This is a genomic window from Pseudoduganella danionis (assembly GCF_009720775.1).
Taxonomy (GTDB): domain Bacteria; phylum Pseudomonadota; class Gammaproteobacteria; order Burkholderiales; family Burkholderiaceae_D; genus Rugamonas; species Rugamonas danionis.
Genome location: NZ_WNKW01000005.1, coordinates 100,260 through 115,533, shown reverse-complemented (window position 1 = coordinate 115,533; position 15,274 = coordinate 100,260). Strand labels below are relative to the sequence as shown.

13 protein-coding genes and 1 pseudogene are annotated in these 15,274 nt (G+C 62.7%); 7 read left to right on the top strand and 7 right to left on the bottom strand.

Features of this window, described 5'->3' with window-relative positions; translation table 11 throughout:
• Positions 1-116: 116 nt before the first annotated feature.
• Positions 117-905: pseudogene (locus GM655_RS17115) on the top strand (EAL domain-containing protein); the annotation flags it as partial.
• Positions 906-1,000: 95 nt separating this feature from the next.
• Here GM655_RS17115 and GM655_RS17110 read toward each other — a convergent pair.
• The 7 genes from GM655_RS17110 to GM655_RS17080 form a co-directional block, all read right to left on the bottom strand.
• On the bottom strand, positions 1,001-2,173 hold the full coding sequence (locus GM655_RS17110) for a tetratricopeptide repeat protein (RefSeq protein ID WP_155435907.1): 1,173 nt from the start codon (positions 2,171-2,173) through the stop codon (positions 1,001-1,003).
• A 105-nt stretch (positions 2,174-2,278) separates the two neighbouring features.
• Entirely contained in the window at positions 2,279-3,061 is a 783-nt protein-coding gene (locus GM655_RS17105) for a metal ABC transporter permease (protein WP_155435906.1), read from the bottom strand.
• Positions 3,058-3,966, bottom strand: a complete 909-nt coding sequence (locus GM655_RS17100; protein ID WP_229632618.1) for a metal ABC transporter substrate-binding protein — start codon at positions 3,964-3,966, stop codon at positions 3,058-3,060. Before GM655_RS17100 ends, GM655_RS17105 begins: the two co-directional genes overlap by 4 nt.
• 9 nt (positions 3,967-3,975) lie before the next feature.
• Entirely contained in the window at positions 3,976-5,466 is a 1,491-nt protein-coding gene (locus GM655_RS17095; protein ID WP_155435905.1) for a putative porin, read from the bottom strand.
• A 69-nt stretch (positions 5,467-5,535) separates the two neighbouring features.
• On the bottom strand, positions 5,536-5,895 hold the full coding sequence (locus GM655_RS17090; protein ID WP_155435904.1) for a hypothetical protein: 360 nt from the start codon (positions 5,893-5,895) through the stop codon (positions 5,536-5,538).
• An 81-nt stretch (positions 5,896-5,976) separates the two neighbouring features.
• Positions 5,977-6,606 (bottom strand): 3'-5' exonuclease, encoded by a 630-nt coding sequence (locus GM655_RS17085; RefSeq protein WP_155435903.1) that lies wholly within the window; start codon positions 6,604-6,606, stop codon positions 5,977-5,979.
• An 8-nt stretch (positions 6,607-6,614) separates the two neighbouring features.
• Positions 6,615-7,865, bottom strand: coding sequence for an Hsp70 family protein (locus GM655_RS17080; protein WP_155435902.1), 1,251 nt, complete (start codon positions 7,863-7,865; stop codon positions 6,615-6,617).
• A gap of 208 nt (positions 7,866-8,073) precedes the next feature.
• On the opposite strand from GM655_RS17080, the gene GM655_RS17075 reads away from it, so the two are divergent.
• From GM655_RS17075 to GM655_RS17050, 6 genes are all read left to right on the top strand, one after another.
• Positions 8,074-9,195, top strand: coding sequence for a LacI family DNA-binding transcriptional regulator (locus tag GM655_RS17075; RefSeq protein ID WP_155435901.1), 1,122 nt, complete (start codon positions 8,074-8,076; stop codon positions 9,193-9,195).
• Positions 9,196-9,198: 3 nt separating this feature from the next.
• A complete protein-coding gene (locus GM655_RS17070) occupies positions 9,199-11,379 on the top strand; it encodes an ATP-dependent helicase (RefSeq protein WP_155435900.1) in 2,181 nt (726 codons plus the stop codon).
• Between the two features lie 129 nt (positions 11,380-11,508).
• Entirely contained in the window at positions 11,509-12,039 is a 531-nt protein-coding gene (gene pal, locus GM655_RS17065) for a peptidoglycan-associated lipoprotein Pal (RefSeq protein WP_155435899.1), read from the top strand.
• Between the two features lie 182 nt (positions 12,040-12,221).
• Positions 12,222-12,428: a hypothetical protein gene (locus GM655_RS17060; protein ID WP_155435898.1), complete on the top strand. Its 207-nt coding sequence runs from the start codon at positions 12,222-12,224 to the stop codon at positions 12,426-12,428.
• A 119-nt stretch (positions 12,429-12,547) separates the two neighbouring features.
• Positions 12,548-12,904: a DUF2946 domain-containing protein gene (locus GM655_RS17055; protein ID WP_155435897.1), complete on the top strand. Its 357-nt coding sequence runs from the start codon at positions 12,548-12,550 to the stop codon at positions 12,902-12,904.
• A 68-nt stretch (positions 12,905-12,972) separates the two neighbouring features.
• Complete coding sequence (locus GM655_RS17050) at positions 12,973-15,246, top strand: TonB-dependent receptor (RefSeq protein WP_155435896.1); 2,274 nt, start codon at positions 12,973-12,975, stop codon at positions 15,244-15,246.
• Positions 15,247-15,274: the final 28 nt, after the last annotated feature.

Sequence of the window (15,274 nt, the reverse complement as noted above, 5' to 3'; positions counted from 1 at the left end):
CCGATAAAGTTGCCGGCCGTCACGATAGTGACACAAAACCCCACTACCATAGGCCCTTGTTATCACCTGCCTTCTACCTGATCGTGACTCTGCACCGTAGCGCCCGTATCCACTATCTGCCCACCCGTAGCGAGGAGCAAGCCGATCACCAGCGCGTGGAACTACTGGAAATTCTGGCGCGCCGCCAGCTCAGCGCGCTGTTCCAGCCCATCGTCGACCTGCAAAGCGGCGCCATCATTGCCTATGAAGGCTTGATCCGTGGACCGTCCGATAGCCCGCTACATGCACCGCTGCAGCTGTTCAAGGTGGCGCGCGCCTGCGGGCTCAGCGTAGAAGTCGAGCACCTGTGCCGCCGTGTGGTACTGGAACGCTATGCCGAACTGAAACTGCCAGGCAAACTGTTCCTCAACGTCAGCCCCGACATGCTGTTGCAGCGCGACGCACGCCATGGTGAAACGCTGGGCACGCTGCAGCAACTGGGCATAGCCCCGGAACAGGTCATCATCGAACTGACGGAAAACCAGCCCACCTATGACTACGCGGCCATGCGCGAAGCCGTACGCCACTACCGTGCCATGGGTTTTCAGATTGCCATCGACGATCTGGGCGAAGGCTTCGCCAGCCTGCGCCTGTGGTCCGAACTGCGGCCCGAGTTCGTCAAGATCGATATGCACTTCATCCAGGGCATCCATCAAGACCCCGTCAAGCTGCAATTTGTCCGTTCGATACAAGGCATAGCGGAAAAGTCGGCCACCCGCGTCATCGCCGAGGGCATAGAAACCTGCGACGAACTGGCCGCACTCGGTGAAGTGGGCGTGGCTTTTGGTCAGGGCTACCATCTGGGCCGGCCCCATGCCCAGCCTTTGCGCAGCATCCCGCTCGAAGTACGACGCCAGCTCGACCGTGCCCACAACGCCGATTACCGCGCCCGCAGCAGCATAGCTGTGCTGTACCACTGGCAGCACAATGGTGCCAGCTCGCTGTTAGCTGGCTTGCCTGCTCAGCCGTATAGCCCGGGCTGACGGCGCGCCACTGCGCTGCGGCGGCAGCGCTGCGTACCACCCGCGCTAGCCCCGCTACGCCGCTCGGACCGGCCCTGCCCCGCCAGATACTGGCGTGCCTGCGTCTGGCCCTGCTGGGCAGCACAGCGATACCACAGCCGCGCCATGGCCGCACTTGGTGCCCCGCCCAGTCCCTGCTCATACATCACGGCCAGATTGTACTGGGCCTGAGCCAGGCCCTGCTCCGCCGCCTGCTGATACAGCGCACGGGCCTGCACGGCATCGCGCGCTACGCCGTGCCCACCCGCATACATGCAAGCCAGATTGTATTGCGCCAGCATATGGCCATCCGTTGCCGCACAGCGATACCAGACGCAGGCCTGCACCTCATCCTGCTGCACGCCGCGGCCTTGCGCCAGCAGCACACCCAGATTGAACTGGGCCTCGCTATCATCCTGCACCGCGGCCCGGCGTAGCCACGCATAGGCGCGGGCCGCATCGGCCACCACACCTGTGCCTTCCGCATAGGCCAGTCCCAGCATGCGCTGCGCCATGGCCAGTTGCTGGGCGGCTGCCTGACGCCACCACGCCACTGCCTGCGCCGCGTCGGCCGCTACAGCCCTACCCTGCTGGTACATTACACCCAGATGCAACTGCGCGCGCGCATCATTGCGCATGGCCGCCTTGCGCAGCCATGCCAGTGCCAGCAGTTCGTCCACCGCGACGCCTTCACCATACAGATAGGCTGCACCGAGCAAGCCCTGGGCGCGCGCGCTACCCTGTTCGGCGGCACGAAAAAACCACGCCAGCGCCACTTCCGCATTGGCCAGCACGCCACGGCCGTTACGGTACATCATGCCCAGATTCTGCTGCGCCGCCACTTCGCCTTGCAGCGCCGCAGCGCGGAACCAGCGCACGGCCTGCTCGTCGCTGGCCTCCACGCCTTCGCCCGTGTACAGCATGACCCCCAGATGATTCTGGGCAAACGCCAGCCCCTGACAGGCGGCACGCTCCATCCAGTAATAGGCACTCGTGGGATCAGGCGCCAGCAGATCGCTGGCGCGGTAGAGCAAAGCCAGGTTGAACTGGGCATAGGGATCGCCCTGCTCGGCTGCCGCGCGGAACCACGCATAACTGCCGCTGTGATAACGGGCCGGCTGGGGAGTCTTCATGGCATACCCTGATCAAGTGCCGCAAAATCTTGACTAAAGTATAAAAGCGCTCCACCAGCCCCGTTTGATGATGCTCAATCCCGCCTAAACGGCGCGACCAGCATTTCAGTGCTTCAGCGGCTGGCTGTGCACGCCGGCACGGGGGCCGGCTGCATAGGCCAGCATGGCCAGCAGCGTCAGGCACCAGACGATCAACGCGCCCGAAGGCAGATCGTACAGGGTAGACAACACCAGCCCGCTGGCATAGCCGGCTGCACCGATGGCATAAGCCAGCCACAGGCGCAGCGCTGGCCGGTAGTGGCGCACCGCCAGTGCCGGCACGATCAGGCTGGTGAACACCAGATAAACCCCGACCAGCTGCACGGAAGCCGTCACGGCCAGCGCGAACACCAGATAGAAACCCAGCCGGCTCAGACGCTCGCCCATACGGTACAGCAGCGCGCAGATCAGCAGCGTGCCCACGGCCGGCAACAGCAACTGCTCATAGCGCACCCACAGTATCTGGCCGGCCAGCAAGTCCTGCAAATGTTCGCCACCATGCGGGTTGTGCGCGACCAGCAGCAAACCGGCCGTGGCGGCGAGTATGAACATCACGCCGATCTGGGCTTCCTGCACATCGGGCCAGCGCTTTTCCGTCCAGGTCAGCAGCACGGCGCCCAGCACGGCCGCCGTGGCGGCCGCCGCCTGCACCGTCCAGCTGTGCGGATCGAGCTCGGCCACACCGGCGATGATGACACCGAGCGCAGCGATCTGGGCAATTGCCAGATCGATGAACACGATGCCGCGCCGCAGCACCTGCGCGCCCAGCGGTACATGGGTCAGCAATACCAGCAAGCCGGCCAGCAGGGCCGGCACGATGATCATCAGATCGAGCGCATCCGTATTCATTTATTCGCATCCAGCAAACGTTGTACCGTACTGTCGAACAGGCCGAACAGGTCCTTGCTGCGCTCGTCGCCGCCGACCGAGAATGGCAGCACCACAGCCGGAATGTGCGCATGATCGCTCAGCCATTGCGAAGCACGGCCATCCTGATAGCCGGCACGCAGCACCATGCGGGCCGGTGCGCGCTGCAGCTGGGCCAGCAAGCCGGACAGGTGCGCCGCACTAGGCTCCACCCCGGGCTTGGGTTCCAGCGTGCCCACCTGATGCATGCCCAGCCAGTTCATCAGGTATTCCATGTTCTTGTGGTGCTCGACCACGGCCACACCTTTCAGTCCCGCGGCCTGCTTTTCCCACTTCTGCATGGCCGCTCCCCAGCGCTGGGCAAAATCTTTCTGGCGTGCCTGATAGTAAGCCGCGTTGGCCGTATCGAGTTCCGCCAGGCGTTTGGCCAACGCCACGCTGACCAGCGCGATATTGTGCGGGTTCTGCTGGATGTGCGGGTTGCCGGCTGCATGCACATCGCCGTCGCTGCGGTCTACGCGCGCAGGCACGTCGAGACGCGGCACCAGTGCGCCCGCCTCGAAATAGCCGGGCTGGCCCGGCGCAATCCGGCTATTGCCCGACTGCTGCACCAGCACGGGCAGCCAGCCCACCTCGAGTTCCAGCCCCGTGCATACCAGCAGTTGCGCATTGCGCGTGCGGGCGATCAGGCTGGGGCGCGCTTCCACCCGATGGGGGTCCTGCAGGGCCGTGGTGGCGCTGCTGACTTTCACTTTATCGCCGCCCAGTTCCTGCGTCAGCGCCTCCCATTCCGGCTCGCAGGCCAGCACATTCAGTGCCGCATGGGCCGGTGCCATGATGGTCAGGCACAGCAGCACCAGCCATGTATGTTTAGTCATCCCTTGCATGTTCGCTCCTTAGAAAGCGTGGGCAGCGTGGGTGCCCAGACTCATGATGTATTGAAGGAAAATCTGATTGTCGCTCACGCCCGCGCGGCTCTGCTCACGTGCCAGTTGCAGGCGCAGACGGGAAAACTCCGAAGGGCTGTAGTCGAGCATGATGCTGCTGCGGCGCGGACGGTAGGCTTCCAGTACGGGCAGATTGTTCCAGCCCAGGGCGCCGCTCTCGATCAGGCCGTAACGCACATTGCCGCTATCGAGCCGATCGTAACGCAGGCCCGCGCGCCAGTTCGGCATGAACTGGTAGACGCTTTGCAGATACCAGCCCGACTGTACGCTGCGGTAGGCGCCGCTGGCGCTATCGGCGCTGCTGCTGGCGTAATCGAGCACGCCGTCTTCCGTGCGGCGGAAGTATTCGCCCTGCAGCTTGAAGTTGGTGCTGACGGCATTGCCGCCCGGCGCCCATTTGTAGATGGCATCGGCCACCCACAGGCGCGAACGGCCGCTGAAGGCGTGCTCGAGACCGGCATCGCTGAACTGGCGCTGCTGTGCCGCCGTGCGCAGATAGGATAGGCCGGCACGGTAGCTGGCCGAGCTGCCCAGATCGTCGCCGAGATGGGCAAACGCCGCATAGGCACCAGCGCCGTTACGGTTGCGCTCATTGCCGGGGAAGGCGGCGCCGTTGCCCGCTTCAAAGCCGAGCTCCAGATACTGGTCTAGCGGTGCCAGCCAGGTACCCTGTATGCCATCCGTCTTGTACTGCCCGCCCAGGAAGGCCTGATAAGCCAGCGGCGCGTCGACGAAGTCCCAGGTATGGGCGTGCTGGCCATTCAGATAGCCTATGCCCGACAGCATGCGGCCGGCTTTCAGATTCAGGCCGTTTTCCAGCGCGCGTGTGCGCACGAACGCTTCTTCCACGCTGGCTTCGTTTTCGCCGCTGAGGGCAAAGGTGAGCTGACCGGCAAAATGCGGATCGATATTCGCCGCCAGCGTCAGTTCCGATTCGCCCAGATTGAAGCTGCGCTTGCCCGGCCCCACTTCGCCGCCGCTGGGCATAAAGCCCTGCAACAGATATTGCTGGGGATCCTGGCGCAGGTTCTGCCAGCTTCCGCCCAGGATCATGGAGATATTCGGGTTGTACAGATTGGCGGGCGTGCCGGCCGGCGACGCCGTCGCCAGGGCAGGCGCGGCATCGTAGCCGGCGGCGGCCACGCTGGCCGGTGCACTGGCAGCGCTGCCCGCAGTTGCGGGCGTGGTAGCCGCGGCCAGTTGTGCCTCGCCGCGCGGTTGCGCAGCGGCCTCGGCCTGCTGCAGGCGGCTCTCCAGTGCCTGCAGACGGCTTTCATACGCCTGTTTGATGGCGCCGATTTCGGCGCGTAATGCTGCCAGCTGGGTTTCAGTATCCGCCTGCGCGCTCGCAGTGTGCGGTTTTTTCGGGGTAGCGGCATGCGCGTAGGGCGCCGCCAGGGCGGCGCTCAGAGCGGCCGCCAGCATGCTGGTATGTTTCATATTGTGTCCTGTGTGGGTCGATAGAGCACGACCTGACCCGGCGATGCGGGCAGGCGGCGTGAGACGGCATCAGCAGAACGAAACAGGCGGCGCGCGCGAGTGATAGGCCGCCAGCGGCCTGGCCGGCAGTACAGCCAGCGGCGCAGCTACGCCTATCACGGCTATACCATCGAGCAGAGGGAAGGAATGGAAACGGCTATCGACGGCAGCCGTGAACTGGGCGACCGCCAGACATTGGGCGCAACTGTGGTCCAGCCCCAGCTTGATAATGCCGTTCAGATGCGGATCGCCGTCGGCGCCATCCGCAGCCTGCGCCTGATCGGCGCTCAGTACCAGATTTGCCGCCAGTTCCGTACTGGCCGCCGTATGGGTCAGCGCGTGCGCGTACCCCATCTGCTGGGAGAACACCAGCAGTAGCGATAACAGCATACGGAAAAGTAGGCGGCGCACGTACACAAAAAGGCAATATTAATGACTAGGACACGCGTATTGTAATGCTAGTCGGGAAGTTTAGCGCAGTTTTTGTCCATTCTGGCTGGACAGGAATTGCGGCACCTTGGCCGCAGCCAGCTTGTTCACGGCCACCAGCAGCTCGGGCGCCACTGCAGGCCAACCATACTGGCGGGCCACGTCCTCACCCATGCGCAGCAGCACGGCAGCGGCGACTTCAGCGTCGGCCTCGGCCCGGTGGGCCGCACTGGCAAAGCGGATACCGAGCTGGCGCGACAGATCACCGAGCCGGTAGCTGGCCATGCCCGGATACACGCGGCGGGCCAGCTTTAGCGAACACAGCAGCGATGGATAGGCTGGCGTCAACCCTAGCTGGGCCGCTTCGGCCTGCAGGAATTTATCGTCGAAGGAAGCGTTGTGCGCGGCCAGCGTATCGCTGCCGATGAACTCCAGCAGACGCGGCATCACCTGCCCGACGGGCGGCGCGCCGTCCACCATGGCCTGGGTAATCCCGGTCAGTCCCGTGATGAAGGCGGGAATGCGCACGCCGCAATTGACCAGCGAAACAAAGCGTTCGACCACCTGCCCATCACGCAGGCGCAGCGCTGCCACTTCCGTGATGCGGTCGCCATTGGCCGGCGACAGCCCCGTGGTTTCAAAGTCCAGCATGACCAGCGATTGAGCCAGCATAGGGTTTCCTAACCGAATTTACGCGCTGCATCGAGCGCCAGACCGGCGCCTATGCTGCCAAACAGATCGCCTTCGACGCGGCGCGCCGTGGGCACCAGAGCCGCAATGCGCTCGCGCAGCAGGCGCACGCCGCTGGAACCGCCCGTGAAGAACACCGTATCGACCGCATCGGGCGCCACACCTGCATCGCGCAGCAAGGCTTGCACCGTGTTCTCTACCGAACTGACCAGTTGCTCCGAGGCGGCATCGAACTGGGCGCGGGTGATTTCCAACGCCACCGGTGGGGCCAGCCGGTCCAACTCGAGCACGGCCTGCTCGGCATCGGACAGCGAGATCTTGCCCTGCTCAACCTGCAGCGCCAGCCAGTGACCGGCGCGGTCATCAATCAGATTTTGCAGGCGTTGCAACTTGTCCTGCTCGGCCGCATCGCGCAGCAGATCGGCCAGCTGCAGCGAGGCCTTCTTCGTGTAGGCCTGATTAATCGTATGCCAGGTGGCCAGATTGAAATAATAGCTCGATGGCACTTCGCTATTGTTGCGCAGCCGGCTGCCATAGCCCAGCAGCGGCATCACGCTGGCCAGCGACAGGTATTTATCGAAATCCGTGCCGCCTATGTGCACGCCGCCATTGGCCAGAATATCGTCGCGCCGCTCCACCTTGGCAGCGCGCTGCGGCGACAGGCGTAGCAGCGAGAAGTCGGAAGTACCGCCGCCGATATCGGCAATCAGCACCAGCTCTTCGCGGCTGATCTGCGACTCGTAATCGAAGGCGGCAGCTATCGGTTCAAACTGGAAGGCCACGTCCTTGTAACCGACGGAACGGGCGATTTGCTCCAGCGTATCCTGCGCCAGCTGGTCGTGCACGGGATTATCATCGATGAAATGCACGGGACGACCGAACACGGCCGAGCTGAATTCGCGTCCGGCGGCCTGCTCGGCGCGGTGCTTGAGTTCGCCGATGAACTGGGCCAGCAAGGTGCGGAAAGGCAAGGCGCGGCCCGCCACTTCCGTCTGGCCTTCCATCAGGCTGGTGCCCAGCAAACTTTTCATGGAACGCATCAACCGGCCTTCATAGCCGGCCAGATAATCGGCCAGCGCGGCGCGGCCATAGCGCACCACTTCGTCATCGGCGTTGAAAAATACCACCGAAGGCAGAGTGACCTTGCCATCTTCCAGTCCCAGCATGACTGGCTGACCCGGCTGCACCCAGCCTACCGTCGAATTGGAGGTGCCAAAATCGACACCGCATGCAATCGCCATGACCACCCTTGAACAGAATAAAGGGGCGTAATGTTAGCAGAAATGGCAGCCGCACTCGCAAAAATCTGCGGCCTGCAGCCAAATTCACCGCGCTGCCACAGGGCTAACTCTATTTCTCAATGGAAAGCGAATATTGTTGCTCTTCAGTAATTTATTGGTTATGCTGATCAGTATTGCCGATTAAGAGCAAATACAACAGCACGAGACAATGAGCCCACCCAAGCGCACCATCGAAGCCAGCGCCGCCAGCCAGATCGCCGAACTGGCCGCGCAGTCGCGCCGCGTCACCTCCTACGACGTGGCACTGGTCGCGGGCGTCTCGCAGTCGGCCGTGTCGCGCTGTTTCAAGCCCGGTGCCAGCGTTTCCAAGACCACGTTTGCGCGCGTCATGAAAGCGGCTGCCCTGCTCGACTATGTACCCAATGCGGCCGCGCGCAGCCTGATTACGCGCCGTACCAATATGGTGGCCGTGCTGCTCACCAATCGCGCCAATCTCTATTATCCCGAACTGCTGACCGAACTGAGCAAACAACTCACGCCGCACGGCAAGCGCGTGTTGCTATTCCCGCTGGCCAGCGAATCGGAAGCTGCCCGTGTACTGGGCGACCTGTGGCAGTTCCAGGTCGATGGCGTGATTGCCGCCGCCCACTTGCCGGCCACCGCAGTGGCCGAATTCAAGCGCCACCGCGTGCCGCTGGTAGTATTCAACCGCCTGCTGGAAGACCTGAGCGTGCATACCGTCAGCTGCGACCACCGCGCGGCTGGCCGCATGCTGGCCGCAAGGCTGGCCGCCGCTGGCCACCGCCAGTTCGGCATTATTTCCGGCAGCAAGGATTCAGTGGTCGCCATCGCGCGCCAGCAGGGCGTGGCCGAACAACTGGCCGAGCTGGGCCTGCCGCCGCCATTGGTGGTGACGGGCGAATTCGATTACCACAGCGGCGCAACAGGCTTGAAGACCCTGATTGCCCGCCACGGCGGTATCCCCGACGCCATCATCTGCGCCAACGATGTGATGGCCATCGGCTGCCTCGACTGCGCGCGCCATGAACTGGGCATTTCCGTGCCGGGCCAGCTCTCGGTGGCCGGACTGGACGCAGTCGAACCATCGAACTGGCTCAGCTACAACCTGACCACCTTGCACCAGCCCATGGCGCAGATGGCCGCCGCTGCCGCGCAGCAGATATGCCGCTTGATCGAACGGCCCGAGGTGGCTGCCGAACGCCAGCTATTCGACGCCCAGTTCATCGAGGGCGCCACGGCCCGCCTGCATCTGCCCGCCACAGCGCCAGCCGCGCCTTTCAGCTTGCCCCAGCCGCTCGCTATAATGTAGCGGATGAACGCTGCCCAACCTCCCCGCACTGCCCGCTTTATACCCCGTGGCCTGACGCCGACCGCTGAACAGCTAGCCATCCAGCTAGCCCAGCACAAGACCGTGCTGATCGACGCCAATGCCGGTGCCGCCAAGACCACCACGCTGGCCTTGCGCATAGGCGAGGCACTGGCGCGCAATCTGCCACCGGAACAGATACTGGCCCTGACCTTCACGCCGGAAGCGCGCGATGTGCTGGCTAGCCGTCTGGTTCAGTTGGGCGTGGCGCCTGCGCTGGTGCAGCGCCTGCACATCCTGACTTTCGAAGACTTTGCGCGCTGGCAGCTCGATGCCATCGATGGCAACGAGGTACGCAACTACGACGATGCGCGGCTGCTCAAGCAGTATGCGCTGCAAGCCATGGACCGGGTAGGCCAACGCTATGCAGGCAAACTGGAACAACTCGACTTGCAAACCCATAGTGTGGCGCTGGCCCATTTTCTTGAAGTGCAGTGCCAGCTCAAGGCCGGCATGGCGCTGCAGCGCGACGTCGAGTTCATGGATCTGGACGAGATCGCCACGCTGCTGGACGTGCCGCTGACTGATTATCTGACCACGCTCGAATATGAAGCCCTGCGCCTCGATGGCGGTGCTGGCGCCCTGTTCCGTGGCCCGCTGGACGCCAGCTATGATCTGGCCTGCAATCTGGACGGTGGCGCTAGGCTGGCACCCCAGTTGCCCGACTACCGGCTGGTGCTGTGCGACGAATTGCACGATCTGAACGAGGCGGCCTTCCGCATCCTCGACGCGCTGATCAGCCGCAGCACCTGCTTCTTCGTCGGTGCCGGCGACCGCGATCAGGTGATCTATGCGCGTCTGGGTGCGCACGACAGCTATCTGCGCGAGCGCTTCACCGAACGTTTTCCCAAGCTGCAGCGCCTGCCGTTGACCTACAGTTTCCGCCACGGCCCCCATCTGGCCCATGCCATGGCCCATTTCAAGCAAAAGCCCGTGGAATCGGCGCTGGACCTGCACACGGAAATCCGCCAGGCGCACTATCAGGACGGCGACGAGTGCGCGCAGAAAGTCATCGCCGCGCTCAAACAATGGCAGGCCGATGGCCACGGCGCCGAGCAATGTGCCATCCTGCTGCGCGAGCGGCATCAGTCGATCGCGCTGGAAAATGCCCTGATCGATGCCGGCATCCCCTACCGTACGCCAGCCATGGCCGGCTATCTGCAGCGCGACGAAATCCTGTTCCTGCGCGGCCTGTTGGCCATAGGCCTCAACGATTTTGCCGCCATCCGTACGCCCGCCCTGCGCATGGCCGTGGTCGATGCCCTCGTGGCATTCAGCGAAATGGACTTCGGCCCGGGCCAGCTCGACCACTTCAAGATCCAGATCGGCAAAGAGCCGTCGCTGCTGGGCGAGCTCTACCTGATCGAAGCCCCGCAGCGCGATGGCGTGCTGCCCGACTACCGCAGCGTAGCCGCCAGCGCTACCCGGCGCGCTGTCATCGATGCACTGGCCTGGCTGGGCCAACTGGACCGCCAGCAGCCAGCCAGCAGCGTACTGCACGAGCTATGCGAGCGGGTACAACTGGTACGCACGGCCAAACGCATCTTTGTACGCCCTTATGCCGCCGAAGTGGTGCAGCGCTCGGTGGCTGCCCTGCTGCACATGGCCGAGCGATCCGCTCTGAGCTTGCAGGATTTCTGGCTAGCCCTGAATCAGCGCGAAACGGCCAGCCTGTCGCGCCGTGGCGCCAAAAGCGTGCTGATCGAGTGTGCCGCCCAGGCCAAGGGCAAGGAATTCGGCCATGTCATCCTGCCCTATCTGCAGGCCGATGAATTCCCCCACCCGCGCCAGCCGCGCGCCGATGAAGAAAACCTGTTCTATGTGGCTGCCACCCGCGCGCGCCAGCGTCTGACCCTGCTTTCGCCGGCCGATCCGGCCCAGCGCAGCAGTTTTATATCAAAAATGCAATTATCCGAATCAGCCGTGAGCGCCGCTGCGACCTTGCAGCGCCAGCAGCACCACCTAACATCGACCAGCGCAGCGGCTGGCCGGGTTTACCTGAACGCCAGCTTCCACGAAAAAGATCAGGTCAAGGCACTCGGCGCCCAATTTGACATGGCCAGACGGGCCTGGTACGTCGATTCCGGTCGCGATCTGGGCCCTTTTGCCCCTTGGCTAAAAAAATAATGCACAAAATCATGCACCGCGCCAATTTTTCTGAGGGAAACCCTTATATAATGTCGGATGCGGCTGGTGTAAGAGCCTCACACCCCATGCATGTCCAAGAAAACAGTAACCAAATTCAGGAGTATTTCCATGAAAGCACAACAAAAAATCTTGCTGGCTACCTGCGCGCTGGCTGTACTGAGCGCTTGCAGCACCCCTGCACCAGTCGTGGCACCAGCCCCGGCACCTGAGCCAGTAAAAGCTGCACCAGCACCTGCACCAGCACCAGTGGCTGCACCAGTAGCCGTTTCGGTACCAGCTTACCTGGACCCTAACAGCTCGATCTACAAAAACCGCAGCGTTTACTTCGACTTCGACAAATACAATGTCAAGCCAGAATTCGAAGCGCTGGTAGCTGACCACGGCAAATTCCTGTCGGCCAACCCTAACGTCACCATCAAAATCGAAGGCAATGCCGACGAACGCGGCGGCGCCGAGTACAACCTGGCTCTGGGCCAGAAACGTGCACAAGCTGTTGTGAGCGCACTGAAAGTGTTCGGCGTGAAAGACAGCCAGATGGAAGCCATCAGCTACGGCAAAGAAAAACCAAAAGCACTCGGCAAAGACGAAGCTTCGTACGCACAGAACCGTCGTGCCGACATCGTTTACCCAAGCAAGTAATAACTGCTGAAGTAAGCTAGTCTGCAACGCCCGGCCAGCCACTGGCCGGGCGTTTGCTTTTGGTCCCCCTGTCCGGCTTCTAGCCCGCCAGCAAAGTTGCTTCCTAAGTGAACGGGCGCACATTCAGCCGCGACCATAGCGCGCACAATAGCCCTGTCCCGCGCCCTGTCCCGCTGCCAGCCATGATCCGCCTGCACTCTGCTCAATATGCCCTGCAACGCCAGCGTCTGGCCGTGCAGCGCGTGCTGTACGCCCGCACTCCCGAAGAGTCCGCCGTGGCGGCGCGCTGGGCGCGCGCCTGGCACCGGCTGGTACAGCAGCAACTGGCTTGCGCGCGCAACTTTCCCCGTCCGCCCGGCAGCTACGGCGCCAGCCGCCATCTGCACTAGCGGGACCGGTTTGCCGTGTCTGCAACACGCACGGAAAAGTTACTTCTAAAATTTAACAAATATCATCGTTTTGCAGATTTGACTACAGGCAATAAGACCACGCTGGTTATAATCGCCTCATGGTTAATTTAGCTCAACGTCGAACGCTGTATCTGTGGATCGCCCTGCTGGCCATCCTGTTCGGTACCGTTGCGCCTACCATTAGCCGCACGCTCTACCCCGTCAGCCAGTTTGCCGCCGGCTCCATCTGCTACACCGGCAGCCAGGGCAAAGCGCCGGCCGGCGACCTGTCTGCCATGCAGGCTTGCGATTACTGCCTGCCCCATGGCGGCGGCCACGCCACGCTGCCCATGGCACCACATCGTCTGGCCGTCATCGATGGCCACGACCTCTACGACACGCCGGCCTCGAGCACTGCAGCGCTGTACCAGCGCTGGCAGCGCGGTCTGGCCCGCGGACCACCCGCAATTTCCTGATCGACCGTCATCACCAGTCCCTATCCGCAGCATAGCGGTGGACTGCAAACACACCCATCAGGAATACTATGAATACCTTACGCACCCCTCTGGCGCTGGCGTTGCTGGCCGTCTATACCCAATTCGCTGCTGCACAGGACGCACCGCTGCGCCAGATCGGCACGGTCATCATCGAAGGCAGCCGCCCCACTTCGCTGCCGACCCAGATCCCCACCACGTTCGAAGGCATCAGCCACGCGGATATCGAGCGCTGCATCAATGCTACCGATGCGGAAGATGCGCTGAAATACATGCCCAGCCTGCTCGTACGCAAGCGCTATATCGGCGACTACAACCATGCCGTGCTGTCCACCCGCGCTTCCGGCACGGGCAACAGCGCCCGTTCCATGGTGTATAGCGACGGCATCCTGCTATCCAACTATCTGGGCAATGGCGCCACCTTCGCGCCGCGCTGGGGCATGGTTTCCCCCGAGCTCATCGAGCGCGTCGACGTGCTGTATGGTCCATTCTCGGCTGCCTACGGCGGCAATTCGGTGGGCGCCGTGGTCGATTACGTGACCCGCATGCCTACCCAGCTCGAAGTCCATGCCAAACTGACGGCGACCCACCAGCCGTTCAAGCTGTACAGCACGGATGGCGTGTATCAGGGCAAGCTCGGCAGCATTACCGTCGGCAACCGCTCGGGCAACTGGGCCTGGCTCGTCGATCTGAGCCACACGGACAGCGACGGCCAGCCGCTGACCTTCCCGAACAAGGCGCTCAGCAGCACGGCGGCAGGCAAGAATGCCACCGTGGTGACGGGTGCTATCGCCAGCCAGGACCGCGCCAACAAACCGTGGATGCTACTGGGCACGGCCACCCAGTACCACACGCTGCAAGACCAGTTCAAAGCCAAGCTGGCCTACGATTTCAGCCCCACGCTGCGCGCCAGCTACACCTTCGGCCTGTGGCACAACGATTCCAAAGGCCGGCCCGACAGCTATCTGCGCGACAGCAATGGCCAGCCCGTGTATAGCGGCAACGTCAGCATAGACGGCCGCGCCTACAACATCAGCAATACCGACTTCAATCTGTCCAATGAATCGCTGCAGCACATCATGCACGGCCTGTCGCTGAAATCGCATGGCAAAGGCGAATTCACCTGGGAGCTGGCGGCCAGCCTGTACGACTATGACAAGGACCAGCTGCGCGCACCGACGGCGCTGGCCTATCCAGCCTCGCTGAATGGCGGCGCGGGCCGCATGGTGAGCCAGGATGGCACGGGCTGGAACACCCTGAATGCCAAAGGCACATGGCGGCCCGATCACTTCCATGTGATCGACTTCGGCTACCAGCGCGAAGCCTACAAGCTGGCCAGCATAGAAAACGCCACCACCGACTGGCTTAATGGCGCTGCGACCGGACGCAATTCCGCCTTCACGGGCAAGACCGAAACCAACAGCCTGTACGCCCAGGATAGCTGGAAGTTTACTCCTGGCTGGAAGACTGTACTGGGGCTGCGCTACGAACACTGGAACGCGCACGACGGCGCCACCTCGAACGCCAGCAAAACGGCCTACCACCCCGAGCGCAGCGAAAACTATCTGTCACCCAAATTCGCACTGGCCTATCAGGCCACGCAGGACTGGGTCATCAAGGCTTCGCTGGGCCGCGCCGTGCGCATGCCTACCGTGTCGGAGCTGTATCAGGGTGGCGTGAATGCTTCGGGTCAGCTGACCAATAATGATCCTGATCTGAAGGCAGAAAAATCCTATACGGGCGAACTGACGGCCGACCGCAAGCTGGAAGATGGCTGGCTGCGCCTGACGGCATTCGGCGAACGCACGCGCGACTCGCTGTATTCGCAGGTCAATGTGCTGTCCGGTTCCACCGTCAGCACCATCCAGAATGTGGACCGCATCCACACCAAGGGGCTGGAGCTGTCCTACACGCAGGATAACGTCTGGCGTCAGGGCCTGAACCTCAACGGTAGCGTGACCTGGACTGACTCGCGCATCATCAGCAACGATCGTTTCCCTGCCAGCGTAGGCAAATGGCAGCCACGTATTCCGGAATGGCGTGCCACGGGCGTGGTCAGCTACGATTTCACCGACAAGCTGTCGGTCAGCTATGCCGCGCGTTACAGTGGCCGGCAATACTCGACGCTCGATAACAGCGATCCGAACGGCTATGCCTACATGGGTGCCAGCAAATACTTCACCACCGACCTGCGCGCGCGCTATCGCATCGATCAGCGCTGGAGTGCCGCCGTGGGCGTGGATAATCTGAACAACTACCAGTACTGGAACTTCCACCCTTATCCGCAGCGCACCTTCATCGCCGAATTGCGCTACGACCTGTAAAACGACTGAGGGCACGTCATCGACGTGC

Coding starts and splice junctions, on each gene's coding strand:
- GM655_RS17110 (WP_155435907.1), bottom strand. CDS start 2,173: ATGAAGACTCCCCAGCCGGCCCGTTATCACAGCGGCAGTTATGCGTGG.
- GM655_RS17105 (WP_155435906.1), bottom strand. CDS start 3,061: ATGAATACGGATGCGCTCGATCTGATGATCATCGTGCCGGCCCTGCTG.
- GM655_RS17100 (WP_229632618.1), bottom strand. CDS start 3,966: ATGCAAGGGATGACTAAACATACATGGCTGGTGCTGCTGTGCCTGACC.
- GM655_RS17095 (WP_155435905.1), bottom strand. CDS start 5,466: ATGAAACATACCAGCATGCTGGCGGCCGCTCTGAGCGCCGCCCTGGCG.
- GM655_RS17090 (WP_155435904.1), bottom strand. CDS start 5,895: ATGCTGTTATCGCTACTGCTGGTGTTCTCCCAGCAGATGGGGTACGCG.
- GM655_RS17085 (WP_155435903.1), bottom strand. CDS start 6,606: ATGCTGGCTCAATCGCTGGTCATGCTGGACTTTGAAACCACGGGGCTG.
- GM655_RS17080 (WP_155435902.1), bottom strand. CDS start 7,865: ATGGCGATTGCATGCGGTGTCGATTTTGGCACCTCCAATTCGACGGTA.
- GM655_RS17075 (WP_155435901.1), top strand. CDS start 8,074: ATGAGCCCACCCAAGCGCACCATCGAAGCCAGCGCCGCCAGCCAGATC.
- GM655_RS17070 (WP_155435900.1), top strand. CDS start 9,199: ATGAACGCTGCCCAACCTCCCCGCACTGCCCGCTTTATACCCCGTGGC.
- pal (WP_155435899.1), top strand. CDS start 11,509: ATGAAAGCACAACAAAAAATCTTGCTGGCTACCTGCGCGCTGGCTGTA.
- GM655_RS17060 (WP_155435898.1), top strand. CDS start 12,222: ATGATCCGCCTGCACTCTGCTCAATATGCCCTGCAACGCCAGCGTCTG.
- GM655_RS17055 (WP_155435897.1), top strand. CDS start 12,548: ATGGTTAATTTAGCTCAACGTCGAACGCTGTATCTGTGGATCGCCCTG.
- GM655_RS17050 (WP_155435896.1), top strand. CDS start 12,973: ATGAATACCTTACGCACCCCTCTGGCGCTGGCGTTGCTGGCCGTCTAT.